A 15775-nucleotide genomic window follows, 5' to 3' on the forward strand; every position below is an offset into this window, starting at 1 on the left:
TTGATCCGCCTTTCACCTTGCCGGACAAGAAAGCGTGTCGTTCGATGAAAGATGAGGTCCGCATGTTGCTCCGATCCCTGATGCTGTTCGTCGCGGTCACCGCCGCGGTTCCGGCCTTTGCGGGCGAGGAGCGCCGCGCCCTATGCCCCGATCGTCCGGGCCTCGGTACGCCGGCCTGCACGGTCGAACCGGGTTCGATGCTGTTCGAGATCGGGCTTGCCGACTGGACGCTCGATCGCACCGCCGACAGCCGGGCCGACAACTGGACCTTCGGCGACGCCTTGCTCCGCGCCGGGCTGACGCCGTCTCTTGAGGTGCAGCTTGGCTGGACCATGCTTGGCCATGTCCGCGATCGCGACCGGGCGACGGGGGACGTGACCCGCACGACGCGAACGGGCGACGTCACGCTCGCGCTGCGCCAGAATCTCGCCAGTCCCGATGGATCGGGCTTTTCGGCGGCGATCATGCCCTATGCGACGCTGCCGGTCGGGGGCGAGGGCGTCGGGGCGGGGGACTGGGGTACGGGGCTGATCGTGCCGGTCAGCTTCGAACTGGGCAGTGTGTCGCTCGGGCTGACGCCGCATGTCGATGCTGCGGTCGATGGCGACGGCGACGGGCGACATCTCGCTTACGGCTCGGTCGTCGGCCTGGGGGGCGGCGTGTCCGACAGCGTTTCGATGGCGGCAGAACTGTCCCTGACCCGCGACCGGGACCCGGGCGGCCGCACCACCGAGGCGCTCGCCGGACTTTCGGCCGGCTGGCAGCCCGATGCCGATAGCCAATGGGACGTCGGCGCCAACGTCGGCCTCAACCGCGACAGCGCGGACGTCGAGCTTTACTTCGGCTTCGCGCGCCGTTTCTGAGGGCGGCAGCTATGGCGCGAACGTCGGTTTTGGGGTGGGAAGCGGACCTTTTCATCCTCCCTGTCGCGCAGCGATGGGGAGGGGGACCGTCCGCGAAGCGGATGGTGGAGGGGCGGCAACGTCGGCTCCATCGCCCCTCCGTCAGCGCTTCGCGCTGCCACCTCCCCATGGCTTCGCCACAGGGAGGATTGAAGTCCGCAAATGGTCGTTAGCCGTCATGGCATCCGCATCGACAAGGGATGGACGTAAGAGGGGGCAACAACGACCTTCTCCCCTTCGTCATCCCGGGCTTGACCCGGGATCCATAACCACCACGGTTGCTTTGACCCCGGATCCAGTCCGGGGTGACGATGATGGATGGGTAGGCAATCGATGCGACCCCACTCAAACCTTCGGCGGCTCGTCGTCCTTCTTTTCGCTCACCGTGTCGGGCTTTTCGCTGGCCTTCGCGGCGGCCGCTTTGGCCTTTTCGGCCGCATCGGCGGCAAATGACCGCATTCTGGCCTCGGCATCGGCTTCCTTGCCGCTCATCACCAGCCACGCCATCACGGCGGCGGCGATCAGCGACAGAAGTGCCAGCCAATATCCGATTTCCCAATGGACCTGGATCATTGCCAGCGCGGCCTGGTCCATGCCGCCATTCTGTCCATTCTTCGCCGCTTCGGCGAGGATCGCATCCTTGCTGTAGCGATAGGTGCCGACAAAGATCAGCGCGATAGCTGCCGCCGATGTGCCGAGCACCAGCTTTGCCGCCTCCCGGCCTTTCAGGAACAGCAGCGCCAGTCCGCCCGCAATCGCAAGCAGCGCCAAAATCAGCCAGATGTTCAGGGCGGCGCCGTCGCTGGCGTCCGCGGCCTGTCCCATCGCCGAGACACGGCCAAAAGCGAGGCCGAAACCGCTCGCCTCGACCAGCTTTTGGTTGGAACAACTCACGGTCATCCAGGGCAGCAGGAACGCCAGCAGCGCAATGCCCTTGGGAATCCGGATCCATTTCCACATGACAAGTCCCCCTTCGAGTGGGCCCGAAGAGGAGGCTAGTCATTTGCGCCTGCAAGTCAAATTGCAGGCGCGGCGTTGGGAGACCGGTCAGGCGTTGATAAGGCGCCGGTCGCCGGCGAGCTTCAGCATCGCCTTCTGCAGCTTTTCGAACGCGCGAACCTCGATCTGGCGCACCCGTTCGCGGCTGACGTCATAGACCTGGCTCAAATCCTCCAGCGTCTTGGGGTCGTCGGTGAGGCGGCGTTCGGTCAGGATATGCCGTTCGCGCTCGTTCAGCGATTCCAGCGCTTCGCTTAGCAGCGAATGGCGGACGTCGCGCTCCTGCGCTTCGGCAACGCGCTCGTCCTGCAACGGACCTTCGTCGCCGAGCAGGTCCTGCCATTGGCTGTCGCCATCCTCGCCCATCGGGACGTTCAGCGAGGTATCGCCGCCCATCGCCATACGGCGGTTCATGCTTGTGACCTCGTCCTCGGTCACGCCGAGATCGGTCGCGATCTTGGTCAGATGTTCGGGCGAAAGATCGCCGTCCTCGAACGCTGCGAGGTTATTCTTCATCCGGCGCAGGTTGAAGAACAGCTTCTTCTGCGCTGCGGTGGTGCCCATTTTGACAAGGCTCCACGACCGCAGGATGAATTCTTGGATCGACGCGCGGATCCACCACATCGCATAGGTCGCGAGGCGGAAGCCGCGTTCGGGGTCGAATTTCTTCACCCCCTGCATCAGGCCGATATTGCCTTCGCTGATCAATTCGCTGACCGGCAGGCCATAGCCGCGATAGCCCATCGCGATTTTCGCCACGAGGCGCAGGTGCGAGGTGACGAGCTGCGCCGCAGCTTCATTGTCGCCATGCTCCTGGAATCGGCGCGCGAGCATATATTCCTGCTCGGGGGTCAGCAGGGGGAATTTGCGGATTTCCGCCAGATAGCGGTTCAGGCTGGCTTCGCCGCCGAGCGCTGGAACCGTGGCCGGAACATTGCTTTTAGCCATTGGAGAGCGTCTTCCCTTTGATATCGTGAGTCAGAATATGCCGCGGTTGCGTCCAACGGTCAAAATAGATTTTCATTCGAAACCTAAACGCGCAGTTCATCGATCAGTTCCCGCATGTCCGCTGGGAGTTCGCTGTCGAGCGCGATGTTGTTACCGGTCACGGGATGAATAAAGCCCAAATGGGCCGCATGCAATGCCTGCCGCACGAAATTGCGGGCCTTCAGTACCTCCGAAAGTGGCTTTCTGGCGCGTCCATATACCGGGTCGCCGACCAGCGGATGCCCGATATGCGCCATATGGACGCGCACCTGATGCGTGCGTCCGGTTTCCAGTCGGCATTCGACCAGGCTGGCATGCTGCAACGGCTCGATCAGGCGATAATGCGTCACCGCGTGCTTGCCGCGATCGTCCGCCACGACCGCCATCTTCTTACGGTTGGTGTTCGAGCGGCCGAGCGCCGCGTCGATCGTCCCGTTCGCGGGTATCGGCCGTCCGGTCGCGATCGCGATATAGCGGCGGTCGATGCTGTGCGCGGCAAATTGTTTCGCCAAGCCTTCGTGCGCGCGGTCATGCTTGGCGGCGACGATCAGCCCGCTCGTATCCTTGTCGATCCGGTGGACGATCCCCGGCCGCGCGACGCCGCCGATCCCCGACAATTGCCCCGCGCAATGGTGGAGCAGCGCGTTGACCATCGTGCCATCGAAATTGCCCGCGGCGGGGTGGACGACCATGCCCGCAGGCTTGTCGATCACGATCAGATGCTCGTCCTCGAACGCGATCACCAGCCCCATGTCCTGCGCGACATTGTGCGCGGGCAGGGCGGCGGGCAGGCGGACCTCGATCGTTGCGGAGGTGGCGGCTTTCGCCGAAGGATCCCGAAGGATCGTGCCGCTGGCATCGACCACCCGGCCGTCCTTGATCAGGCTCTTCAATCGCTCGCGCGACAGGCTGGGCAACGCCTCCGCCAGCGCCCGGTCGAGCCGTAGCCCGGCCGCGCTGTCGGCCAGCGCCACGGTCAAAATATCATCATCCCCCTGCATTGATGGGAATGTGGTTTTCGGGCGCGGAAATTCAAGGGGAGGGGCGCGTTCCTGCCCCCTCTTCGTCATGCCGGACCCTTCGACAAGCTCAGGACAGGCTTGATCCGGCATCCATTCGGCGGCGGCGGCATGGACCCCCGATCAAGTCCGGGGTGACGAAGACATCGGCCGCATCTCCCTTGCTCTTGCCCCCATGCCTGTCCTAGGAGCAGGCCACGCCGGAAATGTCCGGACACTGCGCTGGGGAGCCTGTTCATCCATGACCGACGATCGCGTCGATTTCGCCTCGATGCTGGCCTCGCGCCTGTGTCACGACCTGCTCAGTCCCGTCGGCGCTTTCGCCAACGGGCTCGAACTGCTCGCCGACGAAAAAGACCCGGCGATGCGCGAACGCTGCTTCGAATTGCTCGAGCAAAGCGCGCGGACATCGGCGAACAAGCTGAAGTTCTTTCGTCTGGCCTTCGGATCGGCGGGCGGTTTCGGTGAACTTGTCCCCGCCGACGAAGCGAAATCGGCGATCCACGGCATCATCGGCGACCGCGCGATCGACTTCAACTGGATGATCGGCAGCGACCCGTTGCCCAAGCCGGCGGTAAAAATCATCCTCAACCTCTCGCTCCTCCTCGTCGATGCGCTGGTGCGCGGCGGACGGCTCGACGTCGGCTGCGAAAAGCAGGGGGAGGGCATCGAGATCGCGCTGCATGTCGAGGCCGAGCGTATTTTCCTCGACGCCGACGTCGAACGTATCCTCGCGGAAGGCGAGGGCGCCAGTCCGATGACCTCGCGCACGGCGCCCGCGGTGCTCGTGCAGGCGGTGGCGCGGCAGAATGACGGCACGGTGATGCTGGCGCGCGAAACGCCGACGTCGCTGCTCGTCGGGGCTGTCCTGCGCGGTCGCGGGTAAAGTCTCCCTTAACCATTGTCGGGCATGGTCGAACCTCAGTTTTTGGGGCGCACCGGTACCGCGATGGACGATCTTCTGAACGACTTTCTCGCCGAAACGGCGGAAATCCTTGCCGAGGCTGCCGGGGCCCTTGTGGCGTGGGAAAGCGATCCTGCCGACCGCGGACAGCTCGACGCGATTTTTCGGTCGGTCCATACGATCAAGGGCAGTTCGGGGTTTCTTGCGCTGCCGCGCGTTACAGCGCTGTCGCACGCCGCCGAAGACGCGCTCGATCAGGTACGGCGCGGCAACCGCCCCGCGAACGCCGCGCTCGTGACCGGCGTGCTCGGCATCGTCGATCGTTTGGGCGACCTCTGCGCCGAACTTGGCCGGACCGGTGTCGAACCCGCCGGGGATGACCATGACGTCATCGGCGCGCTTTCGGTCGACGCCGCGCTCGATACGCCGTTCGAAGTCGCCGGGGTGCCGCTTCGCCGCGACGATGATTTCAGCGCCGAATTGCAAAGCTGGCGTTCGATCCGCGTCCCGCTGCCCTTGCTCGACAGCGTCATGACCGGGGTCACCGACATCGTCCTCGCGCGCAACGAATTTGCGCGAATGCTGCGCGAATCGGGCGCCGACCTGTCGGTTATCGCCTCGTTCGACCGCCTTTCGGATTCGATTGCCGGGATGCGCCAGTCGGTCAGCCAGATGCGGATGCAGCGGATCGACAAGCTGTTCGCGCCGCTTCCCCGCATCGTCCGCGACCTCGCGAAGGACATGGGCAAGAAAATCGCGTTCCAGACAAGCGGCGGCGAAGTCGAACTCGATCGCGAGATGATGGAAAATATCCGGGATCCCCTGATCCACATCGTCCGCAATGCGATCGACCATGGCGTCGAGCCGCTCGAAGATCGTGTCGCCGCGGGCAAGGACATCACGGCCACCATCTGGGTTTCGGCGCGCCAGTCGGGGAACCAGATCGAAATCGAAATCCGCGACGATGGCCGCGGGCTATCGCCCGACGCGCTGGTGGCCAAGGCGATCGCATCGCGCGTGGTGACGGCAACCGATGCGCGCGCGCTCGGTACAAAGGAAAAACTCGACCTCATCTTCCGCCCCGGCTTCTCGACCGCAGCGAAAATTACCGCGGTGTCGGGCCGCGGCGTCGGCATGGATATCGTCAAGGCGAACGTCGAAAAGATCGGCGGTGTTGTCGAACTGCGCAACGAAGAGGGACGCGGGCTGACGATCCTGCTCCGCGTGCCGATGACGTTGACGATCATCTCGGGCCTGATGGTTCGCGCCGCCGGGCAATATTTTGCCATTCCTCGCGGCGCTGTGCGCGAAATCCTGCTCGAAAGCGGCGATACCGTCCGCATCGACCGGGTTGGCGGCGGTGAACTTGCGACGGTGCGCGGCGAGCAATATCCGCTCCTCCGCCTCGAGGCGGTGCTCGGCCGGGGGCGAGACCACAGCGATGATTCCGACGACCGCGCGCTCGTAATCGTCCAGCCCGGACAGGGGCAAAGTTACGCGCTCAGCGTCGCCGCGATTCACGATCATGAGGAACTGGTGATCAAGCCAGCGGCGCCGATGATCATGGCAACGGGGCTCTATGCGGGCACGACGCTACCCGACAACGGGCGCCCCGTGCTTTTGCTCGATGTCCAGGGCCTGCTCGTTGCGGCGGGGATCGATGCCAGCGAAGTGGGGCGCAGCCACAACCGGACGGCAGAAGCCGAAGTCGCGGCAGCGGCGGCGCGTAACGCCGTACAATTGCTGCTTTTCCGCGACACGAACGCGCGTGTCCGCGGCGTTCGGCTGTCGGTGATCGAGCGGGTCGAGGAAGTTCCGGCATCGGCTTTGTTCGAAAGCGCGGGCCGGGTGCAAGCGCAGATCGGCAGCGATATCTTCCCCGTGCACGCCGCGACGGCGCCGGGGGGTGAGGGGAGTGTGAAGCTTCTCCGTCTTTATGATGGCCGTTCGGTGCTCTGCTATCCAATCGCCGAAGTCATTGACATCGTCCGACTGCCCGATGCGGTGCAGCCATCGGCGGCGCCGGGCCTGATCGCGGGCGTCGTGCTGGTCAGCGGCGATCCGGTCGAACTGATCGATCCCTTCTGGCTTATGGAGCAATATGCCCCCGGCGCGGGACCCCCGACGCTACGTCAGCCGCTCTGTCACTTCGCTGACGATCATGACGGCTGGGGTAGCAATTTTCTTGCGCCGATCCTCCGCAACGCCGGCTATCGGGTCGTGTCGGGCGAGGATGCCTCGGATGAGGCACCCGACGTACTGTTATATTTCTCCGAAGAGGGTGAAGCGAGCGGTCGCCCGGACGGTCATGTGCCGGTAATCCGCTTGCGCACTGCGGTCGCGGCGGCCGGTCCTGAGGACGAAAGCGTTTACCGGTACGACCGGCAGGCGCTGCTCGACGCGCTGCACCGCCGAGTGGGAGGAGAACGCGCATGATGGAAAAACTCTATCTTATTGCGCGCATCGCCGACACGCGCGTCGCGCTGCGCAGCCGCGCGATCAATTCGGTCGTCACCGTCGGCACGCCGGTAGAGGTACCTGCCGCGCCGCCGCATGTCGCGGGACTCTTTGCGCTGCGCAGCCGTGTATTCACCCTCATCGACCCGCATGTCGTCGTCGGACTGCCCGCCGTGCCGGTTGCCCAGGGACAGCGGGTCATCGTCGTCGATGTCGCACAGCACGGCTATGCGCTGCTGGCCGACGAAATCGAGGATGTCTGTTTTATCGACGCCCCCGAAACGCGGATCGCCGGAAAGCTGCTCCCCGGCTGGGCGCGCGTCGCCGATGCGATGATCGAACATCAAGGCGCGTCGTTGCTCGTGGTCGATCCGTCGCATTTCATCACGTTGCCGGCCTTAAAGGCGGCATGAATTCGGCCGTATATTAACGGGCTGCACACGCCTTCATCGTAAACATGCCCAAATCCCGGGGGTCGGAGTTAATTGAATGTCGAAATCTTGTCTGGTGGTCGATGACAGTAAAGTCATTCGCAAGGTCGCACGCCATATCCTTGAAAGCATGTCCTTTGCCGTCGACGAGGCGGCCGATGGGCAGGAGGCGCTGACCTTTTGCCGCGCCAACCGCCCCGATGTCATCCTGCTCGACTGGAACATGCCCGTGATGAGCGGAATGGAATTCCTCGGTGCGTTCAACGATCTTGATTATGGTCATGAAGAACGTCCGCGCGTCGTGTTCTGCACCACCGAAAACAGCATCGACCATATCCGTGCCGCGATCGAGGCCGGCGCCGACGAATATGTGATGAAACCGTTCGACCGCGAAACGCTGGAAGGAAAATTGCAGCTCGTCGGAATCGCCTGAGGCTGTTTCGATGGCCCGGCCGCAACCTCTGATACCGGACCCGGAGCCAACGGCTCGCACCGTACGTGTGATGCTCGTCGACGATAGCCTGGTCGTGCGGAGCATTCTCGAGCGGATCGTCGATCAGCGGCCCGGACTCAAGATTTGCGCCTCGGTCGCCTCGGCGCATGACGCACTCGACTATCTGGCGCGCGAGCCCGTCGACGTCGTCGTACTCGATATCGAAATGCCCGGGATGAACGGTATCGACGCGCTGCCTCACATATTGGAGCGCGCCGAAAAGGCCCGCGTCCTCATTCTGTCGTCCAACTGCGTCGAGGGCGGTCCCGCGGCGATCGACGCGCTCGCGCTCGGCGCCAGCGACACGCTCGCCAAGCCCGGGCGCGGCAGCTTTTCGGGGCGGTTCGCCGAAGTGCTCACCGACCGGATCATGACGCTCGGCCATCGATCGGATCATCCTGCGCCGATCCCGGTTGCGGAGCGTGTGGTTCCCGCGCGCCCCGCACCCGCGATCGATACCGACCAGCTGATCGAATGTATCGCGGTTGCGGCATCGACCGGCGGAATTCCGGCTTTCGCCAACTTCCTTGCCCATCTCGATCCCCGGATCAGCGCGCCAATCCTGCTCACCCAGCATTTGCCCGATGCGTTCATGGAATTTTACGCGAAGCAGATTGCGACGATGACGGCGCGCCGCGTGCGCGTGGCCGAGGCCGGAATGGTGGTCGAGCGGGGCTGTATCTATCTTGCCCCCGGCGATGCGCATTTGCTCGTTGTCGCAAACGGTCGCCGTCACGAAATCGCACTTGATCGCCGTGTCGTCGATAATGGCTGCTGTCCCTCGGCCGATCCGATGCTCGATTCGGTTGCAGACCTTTATGGCAGGGGCGGCATCGCGGTGATCCTGAGCGGCATGGGACGCGATGGCGTAATCGGTGCGGCGCGGCTGAAGGAGTCGGGCGGTACCGTGTTCGCGCAGGCGCCGGAAAGCTGCGTGATATGGGGCATGCCCGGGGCAGTCGCCAAAGCGGGTATTGCGGCGGCGACGCTCAATCCCGACGCGATCGCGCTGATGCTCGGCAGCTTCCTGCCGGGACGCCGCAAATCATGATGGGCTCGAGCGCCAGCGAATCGGCCTATCGCGTGTTGATGGGGGTGCTTGAATCGCGGACCGGCCAGACACTGTCGCCAAACCGCATCTGGCGGATCGAAATGTCGCTGAAACCCGTGATGCAGCGTCACGGCATTGCCGATCTCGACGCGCTCGTCGCGGGGCTCGTCACCTCGAACAGCCGACAATTGCTCGACGATACCGTCGACGCGATGCTCAATAACGAAACCTATTTCTATCGCGAATACAGCGTTTTCGATGAAATAGCGGCGACAGCACTTGAGCGGATCCGCGAAATCAACGCGTTGCGCCGTCGGCTTACCGTCTGGCATTGCGGCGTATCGACCGGACAAGAGGCCTATTCGCTGGCCATGCTGATCGCCGAGCAGGGGGAGAAATGGGCGGGGTGGCAGGTCGATATCGTCGGCACCGACGTCAGCTATCACGCGATTTCGCGCGCGCGGGTAGGACTTTACAGCCAGTTCGAGATCCAGCGCGGCCTGCCGGTGCAGCGCATGGTGCGCTGGTTCGACCAGACCGACGGCGGATGGCTGGCAAAGGCGGATTTGCGGCGCCGCGTCGATTTTTCGGTGCAGAACATGCTCACCGACCGACCGCCGCTCGCGAGCCCCGCCGACCTGATCTTCTGCCGCAATCTGCTGCTCTATTTCTCCGCGCCGATGCGTCAGAAAGCCTTTGCGCGGCTCCGCGCGATGGCGGCGCCACAAAGTTTTCTCGTGCTCGGTGCTGGCGAGACGGTGCTTGGCCAGACCGACCAGTTCGTCGCCAGCCCCCGCTTGCGCGGGCTGTACGAACCCGCCGACCAGCAGGTACGTCGCGCGGCCGCGGCCTGACCTTGCTTTTTGCGCGCCACTGGCGCAATCGACGGATTGGCAAGCACAGGACGGGCCCAAAAAGCGCATGAGCGATTTTATCGAACGCTGGTCTCCCAATTTCGACGAGCGCGCGCTGCCCATCTCGATGATCGTACTGCATTACACCGGTATGAAGAGCGGGGCGGAAGCCATTGATTGGCTTGCCAATCCCGAATCCAAGGTATCGGCGCATTATGTCGTCAGCGAGGATGGCCAGATCACCCATATGGTGCCCGAGGACAAGCGCGCCTGGCATGCTGGCAAATCGCACTGGCGCGGGGTTAGCGACATCAATTCGGCGAGTGTAGGGATCGAGATCGTCAATCCGGGACATGAATGGGGCTATGTCCCCTTTCCCGATCCGCAGGTCGCTTCGGTCGTGCGCCTCGTCCACATGATCAAGGATCGCCATTCGATCACGCGCGGCAATGTCATCGGCCATTCGGATATCGCGCCGACGCGCAAGCAGGATCCGGGCGAGTTATTCCCGTGGGAAGAACTTGCGCGCCGACGCCTTGCGCTGCCGCGACCGACCAAGAAGCTGACCGATCCCTTGTGGACCGACGCCGGCTTTCTGCTCGCGCTCGAGCGTTTCGGCTACGATGTCACCGACGGTTTTGCGGCGACGGTGGCGTTTCAGCGGCGCTTTCGTCCCGAACTGATCGACGGCACGATCTGCGGCGAATGTCGTGCGATTCTGCTCGCGCTGCTGCTTCCTCAGCCCGAAGGCAATTGACTCGTCAAATCGTGCCGCTGGGCCTATATTGCTCCGGCCAGAGGGTTGGGCGATCGCCGCCGGTGGGGTATCCCGCCGGGGGAGGAAAGTCCGGGCTCCATGGAAATCACGGTGCCGGATAACGTCCGGCGGATCGGGCTCCGGCCAGGTTCAGGGAAAGTGCCACAGAGAGTAGACCGCCAAAGGCTTCGGCCCGGCGAAAAGTGAAAGGGTGCGGTAAGAGCGCACCGCGCGGCTGGTAACAGGCGCGGCACGGCAAACCCCACCGGGAGCAAGGTCGAATAGGGACGGTATGGATTTATCCAGGGCTGATTCCGGCCCAGCCGTCCGGGTTGACTGCTTGAGCGTTCGGGTAACCGTTCGCCTAGAGGAATGATCGCACAGTCTCCGCAAGGGGATGGACAGAACCCGGCTTATAGACCCTCTGGCAATACTCTCTCCAACACCCCGCGCGGAACGCCCGCGCGCGGGCCGCGTTCTAAACGGACCAGTTGAAAGGGAATCGCATCATGAAAGTCGTCGATGAGCATGTCGAAGTGACCGAGACCGAGGCGAGCGGTGGGGTCAAAGGACATAATGTCCGCTATGTGCTGGCGTTTTCGCTGGTCGCAGTGATTATCGTCATGTCGGCAATCTGGATCATTCCGGCGTTGCTGCAGCCCTGATCTCGGGGCTCTATTTCGCCTTCGTCACGCTGATAAGTTCATCCTCGGCGCCCGGCGTGTCTTCCATATAGATCGTCCGCACCGGCCGCTTGAACTTGCGTGGGTAGAGCTTGTCATACCCGCGGTCGCCCGTTTCGGACACTTTGAGCAAGCTCGTGATCGTGTCGCCGGTTGCGACGTTCCAGCTCATCTCGTTACCGTCATGGGCATAGGTCCGACTGTAGACCGTCGCATCGAGCCCGATCAGCCGCATCCGCGGGCCTGCCTTCGTCGTCGCGGCGCGATAGCGATAGGTCGCCGACAGCGCGGTCGTGCCGCCAGTCAGGTCGCGGATCGTCAGCACGCCCTTGTCGATCGTCAGCGCGGCAGGGCCAAGCGGGTCGGGCTCGAGTTTGAAATTCCCCGCCGGCTCGTGCCCCATGTCGACTTCGCCGCGATAGCTCAGCACGACATAGAGGTGTCGCTCGTCAGGGCTGGCGACGACAAATACGGCATCCGGATTGCCGTCGCCGTTGAGGTCGCCATCGGCGCGCGTTTCGATTTCTTCGCCGAGTTCGAGCCGATCGAGAAGAAACTGATCGCTTACCGGCGGCAAGGCCGGGCGATCTTGCGCGGCGAGCGCCGTGCCGGACACCAACAGAGCGGCCAGGAATACCGTTTTTCGCATTGCGCTCGTCTCCCCCCTCTGTCGGCATCAGATTATCAGCTGTACCGCGGGCGTCCAGCCGCTGTCGGTGACTCTGCGCACAGGCCGATTTCAGGGATAGCCGACCGCGATGATTTCCCATTCTTTCGGTCCGGCTGGCAATTGCACCGTGCGCAGGTCGCCGATCGCGGCACCGCGAAGCGCGCGGGCAAGGGGGCTGTTCCAGCCGATCCGCCCTTCGCCCGCATCGGCCTCGTCATCGCCGACCAGCGTAACGATGCGCCGCGCGTCGTCATCGTCGGCAAGCTCGACGGTGGCACCGAACCAGATGCGACTCTTGTCGGGTTGTTCGGCGGGATCGACGACGCGCGCGGCCTTCATCCGGCGCGCGAGGAACGAGAGGCGCCGGTCGATCTCGCGCAGCCGTTTGCGCCCATAAATATAGTCACCATTCTCGCTGCGGTCGCCATTGCCCGCCGCCCAGCTGATCACCTCGACCAGCTTTGGCCGCTCATCGCCCAGTAGCAGGTCATATTCGGAACGCAGCGCGGCATAACCGGCCGGCGAAATGATGTTCGTCTTCTCCCCCGCCACAAGGTTTAACCAGGGGTGCGTTTGCCGAGATAGAAGCTCAGCGGCGCCTGCTGCCGCGATGCGCTGCCATCGCGCAGCGTGTCGTAGACGACCGCATTTTCGAGCACGCGCTGGACATAGTTGCGCGTCTCAAAGATCGGGATCGCCTCGATCCAGTCGACCATTTCGATCCCGCCACCGCGCGGATCGCCATTGGCGCGTAGCCATTTGTTCACATTACCGGGCCCGGCATTATACGCCGCTACCGCTAGCGGATAGCTGCCGCCGAAGTAGCGCAGCATCTGCTGGAAATAGGTCGATCCCAGCATCATGTTGTAATTGGTGTCGGTCGTCAGCGATCCGGCGTCATAGCTCATCCCCAGCTTGCCCGCGACTTCGCGCGCGGTCCCGGGCATCAACTGCATCATGCCCCGTGCTCCGGCGTGGCTGATCGCGGCGCGGTCGAACTGGCTTTCCTGCCGCGTGATCGCGTGGATGAAGGTCCAGTTGCTTTCGTGACCCGCGGGAACGCGCACGGTCGGGAATCCCGCCACCTCGACCGCATCCAGGCTGTTTGCCTGTGCGCTGCGGCCGATCATCACGCCAAGGTCGGGGCGGCCTATCTGCGCCGCGAGCTTGCCCGCGAGGACATGATCGGCGGGCGACGTCGCCTTTTGGGCGAGCGCGCGGAGGAAAAGCGACTGTTCGCGCCATGCGCCGATTTCGCCGAGCGCGCGCGCGGCGCGCACCAGCCGGTCGTCCTCGAATGTGCGGCGCTCGTCATTGCTGACCTGGATCGTCGGATTTGGCGCCGGCCGAGGCTGCGGACGGCTCAGCCGTTCGAGCGCCAATTGGCCATAGAACTGGTCATAATGCTGCGCGGCGTCGTTGAAATGCGCGTTGGCAGTCGTGGAATCGCCCGCAGCTAGCGCGGCGCGGCCCGCCCAGTAAAAGCCTTTGGTGCGCGTCTGCGCCGACCGGGCGGCTTCGCCATATGCACGGTACAGCCGCACCGCTTCGGCCGGACGGCGAAGGTCGCGATAGGCAAGCTGGCCCGCGAGCCACGCGAGTGAGGTATAATCGTCGCGTACGCTGAGCGATGTTTCGCGGATGACCGTTCCCGGCGAAAAGCTGTCGTCGAGCTGGCGCGCGATATTATAGGCGGTCAGCTTGTCGCCGCCGGCATCGGCCTGCCGTGCGTTGGTCAGCAGCGTTTCGAGCCATTCCTCGGGATCGGTTGGCGCTTTTGCGAGCGAGCGGGGCGCGGCGAGCAATGCGCGCGCCTCGCCGACGCGGCCCGCCTTGCGCAGCCAGGTCGCCTTGTCGGTAATATAGCCGGCATCGCTGCGGATCAGCGACGGATTGGCGCTTTCGGCCGCGGATGCCTGGAAAGCAGCATCGACCGAGGCATTGCGCATCGCAAGGCGTGCCGCAAACACGGCCCGTTTGTCGGGCGAAGTGAAAGAAAGCTGGCGGCTCGCGGCCGCGGTCGCGCCCGACCAGAGCAGGCGGTCCATCCGCGCATCATGGTCGGCGAGCGTGATCGCGCCGGGAAACATGCTGAGCGCGCGGCTCGTTTCATAATCGTCGAGTGGGCCGCTCGTCCACGCGCGGCGAACCGCCGCGGCGGCGTCCTCGCGGCGGCCCGAGGCATTGAGCGCGAGTGCATAGCGCAAATGGCCACTGGCGGTCTGCGGCGGATAGGCCTGGAAATAGGCGAGGGTGCGCTGCGGATCGTAGCTGTCGAGCGAGATCGACTTTTCGGCGCGCGTGCGCAGTTTGTCGCCATCGGGCCAGCCTTTGTTGACCATCAGGAAGCGCGACAGCTGGTCGAACGAGGCTCCGGTGTTGGCGGTCAGCCGTCGCCATTCCATCACCGCATCGCCGACCGAGCTTGTTGACGGCGGCGGCCCCGAATTGGCGGCGAGGCCCATCTGGGCGCGGTACCATGCCATTTGTTCGGGTGTGAGCTCGCTGGCGTTGCCTGCGGCCGGGATGAGAAGCGCTACGGTGAGGGCCGCGCGCGAAATCGAGGACAGCGAAAACATGGACGCCATATTAGTGCCAAACTCCTTGCGGGGCGCTGAATAGGCGTCCATTAGCGGCGCGCCGTCGGGACTCTACCGGCGGGTCCATGTTTTTGTAAAGGAGCGGAGCATGTTTTCGGGGTCGATTCCCGCTTTGGTGACGCCATTTCGCGATGGGGCGTTCGATGCTCCGGCTTTCGCTCGCTTCGTGGATTGGCAGATCAAAGAAGGGACCAGCGCGCTGGTCCCGTGCGGCACGACCGGTGAAAGCCCGACGCTCGGCTTCGACGAACATTATCAGGTGATCGACAGCTGCATTCAGGCGGCGGGGGGGCGTGTGCCCGTGATCGCCGGCTGCGGCTCGAACGACACCGCGACCGCAATCCGCCACATGCGTTACGCGCAGGCCGCGGGCGCGACCGCCGCGCTGGTCGTCGCGCCTTATTACAACCGGCCGAGCCAGGACGGCATGATCGCGCATTATAAGGCGCTGGCCGATGCCAGCGACCTGCCGATCGTCGTCTATAACGTCCCCGGCCGCACCGTCGCCGATATCAGCGCAGAGACGATGTGCAAGCTCGCCGAAATCCCGAGCATTGTCGCGATCAAGGATGCGAGCGGCGACCTGGCCCGTGTTACGGAACACCGCGCAGGCGCGGGTGCGGATTTTTGCCAATTGAGCGGCAACGACGATCTGTGGTTGCCGCATGCCGTGCTCGGCGGCGCCGGCTGCATCTCGGTCTCCGCCAACGTCGCGCCGCGCCTGTGTGCAGATTTCGCCGCGGCCTGCGCTGCTGGCGACTGGGCGCGTGCACTGGTCCTGCACGACCGGTTGTTCGGCCTGCACAAGGCGATGTTCTCCGACACCTCGCCGGGCCCGGTTAAATATGCGCTGTCGCGTGTCCACGACTGGTTTTCGCCCGAAGTGCGCCTACCTATCATTCCGGCGGACGCAGCCTCGCGTGCCGCCGTCGATGCCGCGCTGTCCGCGGCCGGAGTAATCTAGGTCC

Annotated in this window: 16 protein-coding genes and 1 other RNA gene; 11 read left to right on the forward strand and 6 right to left on the reverse strand. The window is 64.1% G+C overall.

Going from position 1 to position 15775, the window contains the following annotated elements:
* Positions 1 to 62: 62 nt before the first annotated feature.
* The gene (locus AC3A43_RS01135) at positions 63 to 863 is read left to right on the forward strand and encodes a transporter (RefSeq protein WP_487790715.1); all 801 of its coding nucleotides are present in this window, start codon (positions 63 to 65) and stop codon (positions 861 to 863) included.
* A gap of 384 nt (positions 864 to 1247) precedes the next feature.
* Here AC3A43_RS01135 and AC3A43_RS01140 read toward each other — a convergent pair whose 3' ends face one another.
* The 3 genes from AC3A43_RS01140 to AC3A43_RS01150 form a co-directional block, all read right to left on the reverse strand.
* Complete coding sequence (locus tag AC3A43_RS01140; protein ID WP_487790716.1) at positions 1248 to 1862, reverse strand: hypothetical protein; 615 nt, start codon at positions 1860 to 1862, stop codon at positions 1248 to 1250.
* An 87-nt stretch (positions 1863 to 1949) separates the two neighbouring features.
* A complete protein-coding gene (gene rpoH / locus AC3A43_RS01145) occupies positions 1950 to 2849 on the reverse strand; it encodes an RNA polymerase sigma factor RpoH (protein WP_487790717.1) in 900 nt (299 codons plus the stop codon).
* Positions 2850 to 2932: 83 nt separating this feature from the next.
* Positions 2933 to 3889, reverse strand: a complete 957-nt coding sequence (locus AC3A43_RS01150; RefSeq protein ID WP_487790718.1) for an RluA family pseudouridine synthase — start codon at positions 3887 to 3889, stop codon at positions 2933 to 2935.
* 259 nt (positions 3890 to 4148) lie between these two features.
* Between AC3A43_RS01150 and AC3A43_RS01155 the strand changes: the two genes are divergently transcribed.
* The 9 genes from AC3A43_RS01155 to AC3A43_RS01195 all read left to right on the forward strand — a co-directional run bounded on the left by AC3A43_RS01155 (position 4149) and on the right by AC3A43_RS01195 (position 11519).
* On the forward strand, positions 4149 to 4793 hold the full coding sequence (locus AC3A43_RS01155) for a histidine phosphotransferase family protein (RefSeq protein WP_487790719.1): 645 nt from the start codon (positions 4149 to 4151) through the stop codon (positions 4791 to 4793).
* A 24-nt stretch (positions 4794 to 4817) separates the two neighbouring features.
* Positions 4818 to 7247, forward strand: coding sequence for a chemotaxis protein CheA (locus AC3A43_RS01160; RefSeq protein WP_487790720.1), 2430 nt, complete (start codon positions 4818 to 4820; stop codon positions 7245 to 7247).
* Positions 7244 to 7681 carry a chemotaxis protein CheW gene (locus AC3A43_RS01165; protein ID WP_487790721.1) on the forward strand — a complete coding sequence of 146 codons (438 nt, stop codon included), beginning with the start codon at positions 7244 to 7246 and terminating at the stop codon, positions 7679 to 7681. Before AC3A43_RS01160 ends, AC3A43_RS01165 begins: the two co-directional genes overlap by 4 nt.
* Before the next feature lie 76 nt (positions 7682 to 7757).
* Positions 7758 to 8132 (forward strand): response regulator, encoded by a 375-nt coding sequence (locus AC3A43_RS01170; RefSeq protein ID WP_294031327.1) that lies wholly within the window; start codon positions 7758 to 7760, stop codon positions 8130 to 8132.
* Positions 8133 to 8202: 70 nt separating this feature from the next.
* On the forward strand, positions 8203 to 9243 hold the full coding sequence (locus tag AC3A43_RS01175) for a chemotaxis protein CheB (protein WP_487790722.1): 1041 nt from the start codon (positions 8203 to 8205) through the stop codon (positions 9241 to 9243).
* A complete protein-coding gene (locus AC3A43_RS01180; protein WP_487790723.1) occupies positions 9240 to 10097 on the forward strand; it encodes a CheR family methyltransferase in 858 nt (285 codons plus the stop codon). Before AC3A43_RS01175 ends, AC3A43_RS01180 begins: the two co-directional genes overlap by 4 nt.
* 67 nt (positions 10098 to 10164) lie before the next feature.
* Positions 10165 to 10854, forward strand: a complete 690-nt coding sequence (locus AC3A43_RS01185) for an N-acetylmuramoyl-L-alanine amidase (protein ID WP_487790724.1) — start codon at positions 10165 to 10167, stop codon at positions 10852 to 10854.
* A gap of 37 nt (positions 10855 to 10891) precedes the next feature.
* An RNA gene (gene rnpB, locus AC3A43_RS01190) (RNase P RNA component class A) lies at positions 10892 to 11286 on the forward strand.
* Positions 11287 to 11363: 77 nt separating this feature from the next.
* The gene (locus tag AC3A43_RS01195; protein WP_487790725.1) at positions 11364 to 11519 is read left to right on the forward strand and encodes a hypothetical protein; all 156 of its coding nucleotides are present in this window, start codon (positions 11364 to 11366) and stop codon (positions 11517 to 11519) included.
* 10 nt (positions 11520 to 11529) lie between these two features.
* Here the strand turns inward: AC3A43_RS01195 and AC3A43_RS01200 are convergent, their stop codons facing one another.
* The 3 genes from AC3A43_RS01200 to AC3A43_RS01210 form a co-directional block, all read right to left on the reverse strand.
* Positions 11530 to 12186 carry a hypothetical protein gene (locus tag AC3A43_RS01200; protein WP_487790726.1) on the reverse strand — a complete coding sequence of 219 codons (657 nt, stop codon included), beginning with the start codon at positions 12184 to 12186 and terminating at the stop codon, positions 11530 to 11532.
* Positions 12187 to 12276: 90 nt separating this feature from the next.
* Positions 12277 to 12759: a transcription elongation factor GreB gene (greB, locus tag AC3A43_RS01205; RefSeq protein ID WP_487790727.1), complete on the reverse strand. Its 483-nt coding sequence runs from the start codon at positions 12757 to 12759 to the stop codon at positions 12277 to 12279.
* 5 nt (positions 12760 to 12764) lie between these two features.
* Positions 12765 to 14795: a lytic transglycosylase domain-containing protein gene (locus tag AC3A43_RS01210; protein WP_487790728.1), complete on the reverse strand. Its 2031-nt coding sequence runs from the start codon at positions 14793 to 14795 to the stop codon at positions 12765 to 12767.
* Positions 14796 to 14895: 100 nt separating this feature from the next.
* Here AC3A43_RS01210 and dapA point away from each other — a divergent pair, with 100 nt between their 5' ends.
* On the forward strand, positions 14896 to 15771 hold the full coding sequence (gene dapA, locus AC3A43_RS01215; RefSeq protein WP_487790729.1) for a 4-hydroxy-tetrahydrodipicolinate synthase: 876 nt from the start codon (positions 14896 to 14898) through the stop codon (positions 15769 to 15771).
* The last annotated feature ends 4 nt before the right edge of the window (positions 15772 to 15775 follow it).

Source organism: Sphingopyxis sp. Soil_C_28 (genome assembly GCF_057657055.1).

What these genes read in the sequence shown, in the direction of transcription:
- AC3A43_RS01135 (WP_487790715.1), top strand. Translation starts at nt 63, where the DNA reads ATGTTGCTCCGATCCCTGATGCTGTTCGTCGCGGTCACCGCCGCGGTT.
- AC3A43_RS01140 (WP_487790716.1), bottom strand. Translation starts at nt 1,862, where the DNA reads ATGTGGAAATGGATCCGGATTCCCAAGGGCATTGCGCTGCTGGCGTTC.
- rpoH (WP_487790717.1), bottom strand. Translation starts at nt 2,849, where the DNA reads ATGGCTAAAAGCAATGTTCCGGCCACGGTTCCAGCGCTCGGCGGCGAA.
- AC3A43_RS01150 (WP_487790718.1), bottom strand. Translation starts at nt 3,889, where the DNA reads ATGCAGGGGGATGATGATATTTTGACCGTGGCGCTGGCCGACAGCGCG.
- AC3A43_RS01155 (WP_487790719.1), top strand. Translation starts at nt 4,149, where the DNA reads ATGACCGACGATCGCGTCGATTTCGCCTCGATGCTGGCCTCGCGCCTG.
- AC3A43_RS01160 (WP_487790720.1), top strand. Translation starts at nt 4,818, where the DNA reads ATGGTCGAACCTCAGTTTTTGGGGCGCACCGGTACCGCGATGGACGAT.
- AC3A43_RS01165 (WP_487790721.1), top strand. Translation starts at nt 7,244, where the DNA reads ATGATGGAAAAACTCTATCTTATTGCGCGCATCGCCGACACGCGCGTC.
- AC3A43_RS01170 (WP_294031327.1), top strand. Translation starts at nt 7,758, where the DNA reads ATGTCGAAATCTTGTCTGGTGGTCGATGACAGTAAAGTCATTCGCAAG.
- AC3A43_RS01175 (WP_487790722.1), top strand. Translation starts at nt 8,203, where the DNA reads ATGCTCGTCGACGATAGCCTGGTCGTGCGGAGCATTCTCGAGCGGATC.
- AC3A43_RS01180 (WP_487790723.1), top strand. Translation starts at nt 9,240, where the DNA reads ATGATGGGCTCGAGCGCCAGCGAATCGGCCTATCGCGTGTTGATGGGG.
- AC3A43_RS01185 (WP_487790724.1), top strand. Translation starts at nt 10,165, where the DNA reads ATGAGCGATTTTATCGAACGCTGGTCTCCCAATTTCGACGAGCGCGCG.
- AC3A43_RS01195 (WP_487790725.1), top strand. Translation starts at nt 11,364, where the DNA reads ATGAAAGTCGTCGATGAGCATGTCGAAGTGACCGAGACCGAGGCGAGC.
- AC3A43_RS01200 (WP_487790726.1), bottom strand. Translation starts at nt 12,186, where the DNA reads ATGCGAAAAACGGTATTCCTGGCCGCTCTGTTGGTGTCCGGCACGGCG.
- AC3A43_RS01210 (WP_487790728.1), bottom strand. Translation starts at nt 14,795, where the DNA reads ATGGCGTCCATGTTTTCGCTGTCCTCGATTTCGCGCGCGGCCCTCACC.
- dapA (WP_487790729.1), top strand. Translation starts at nt 14,896, where the DNA reads ATGTTTTCGGGGTCGATTCCCGCTTTGGTGACGCCATTTCGCGATGGG.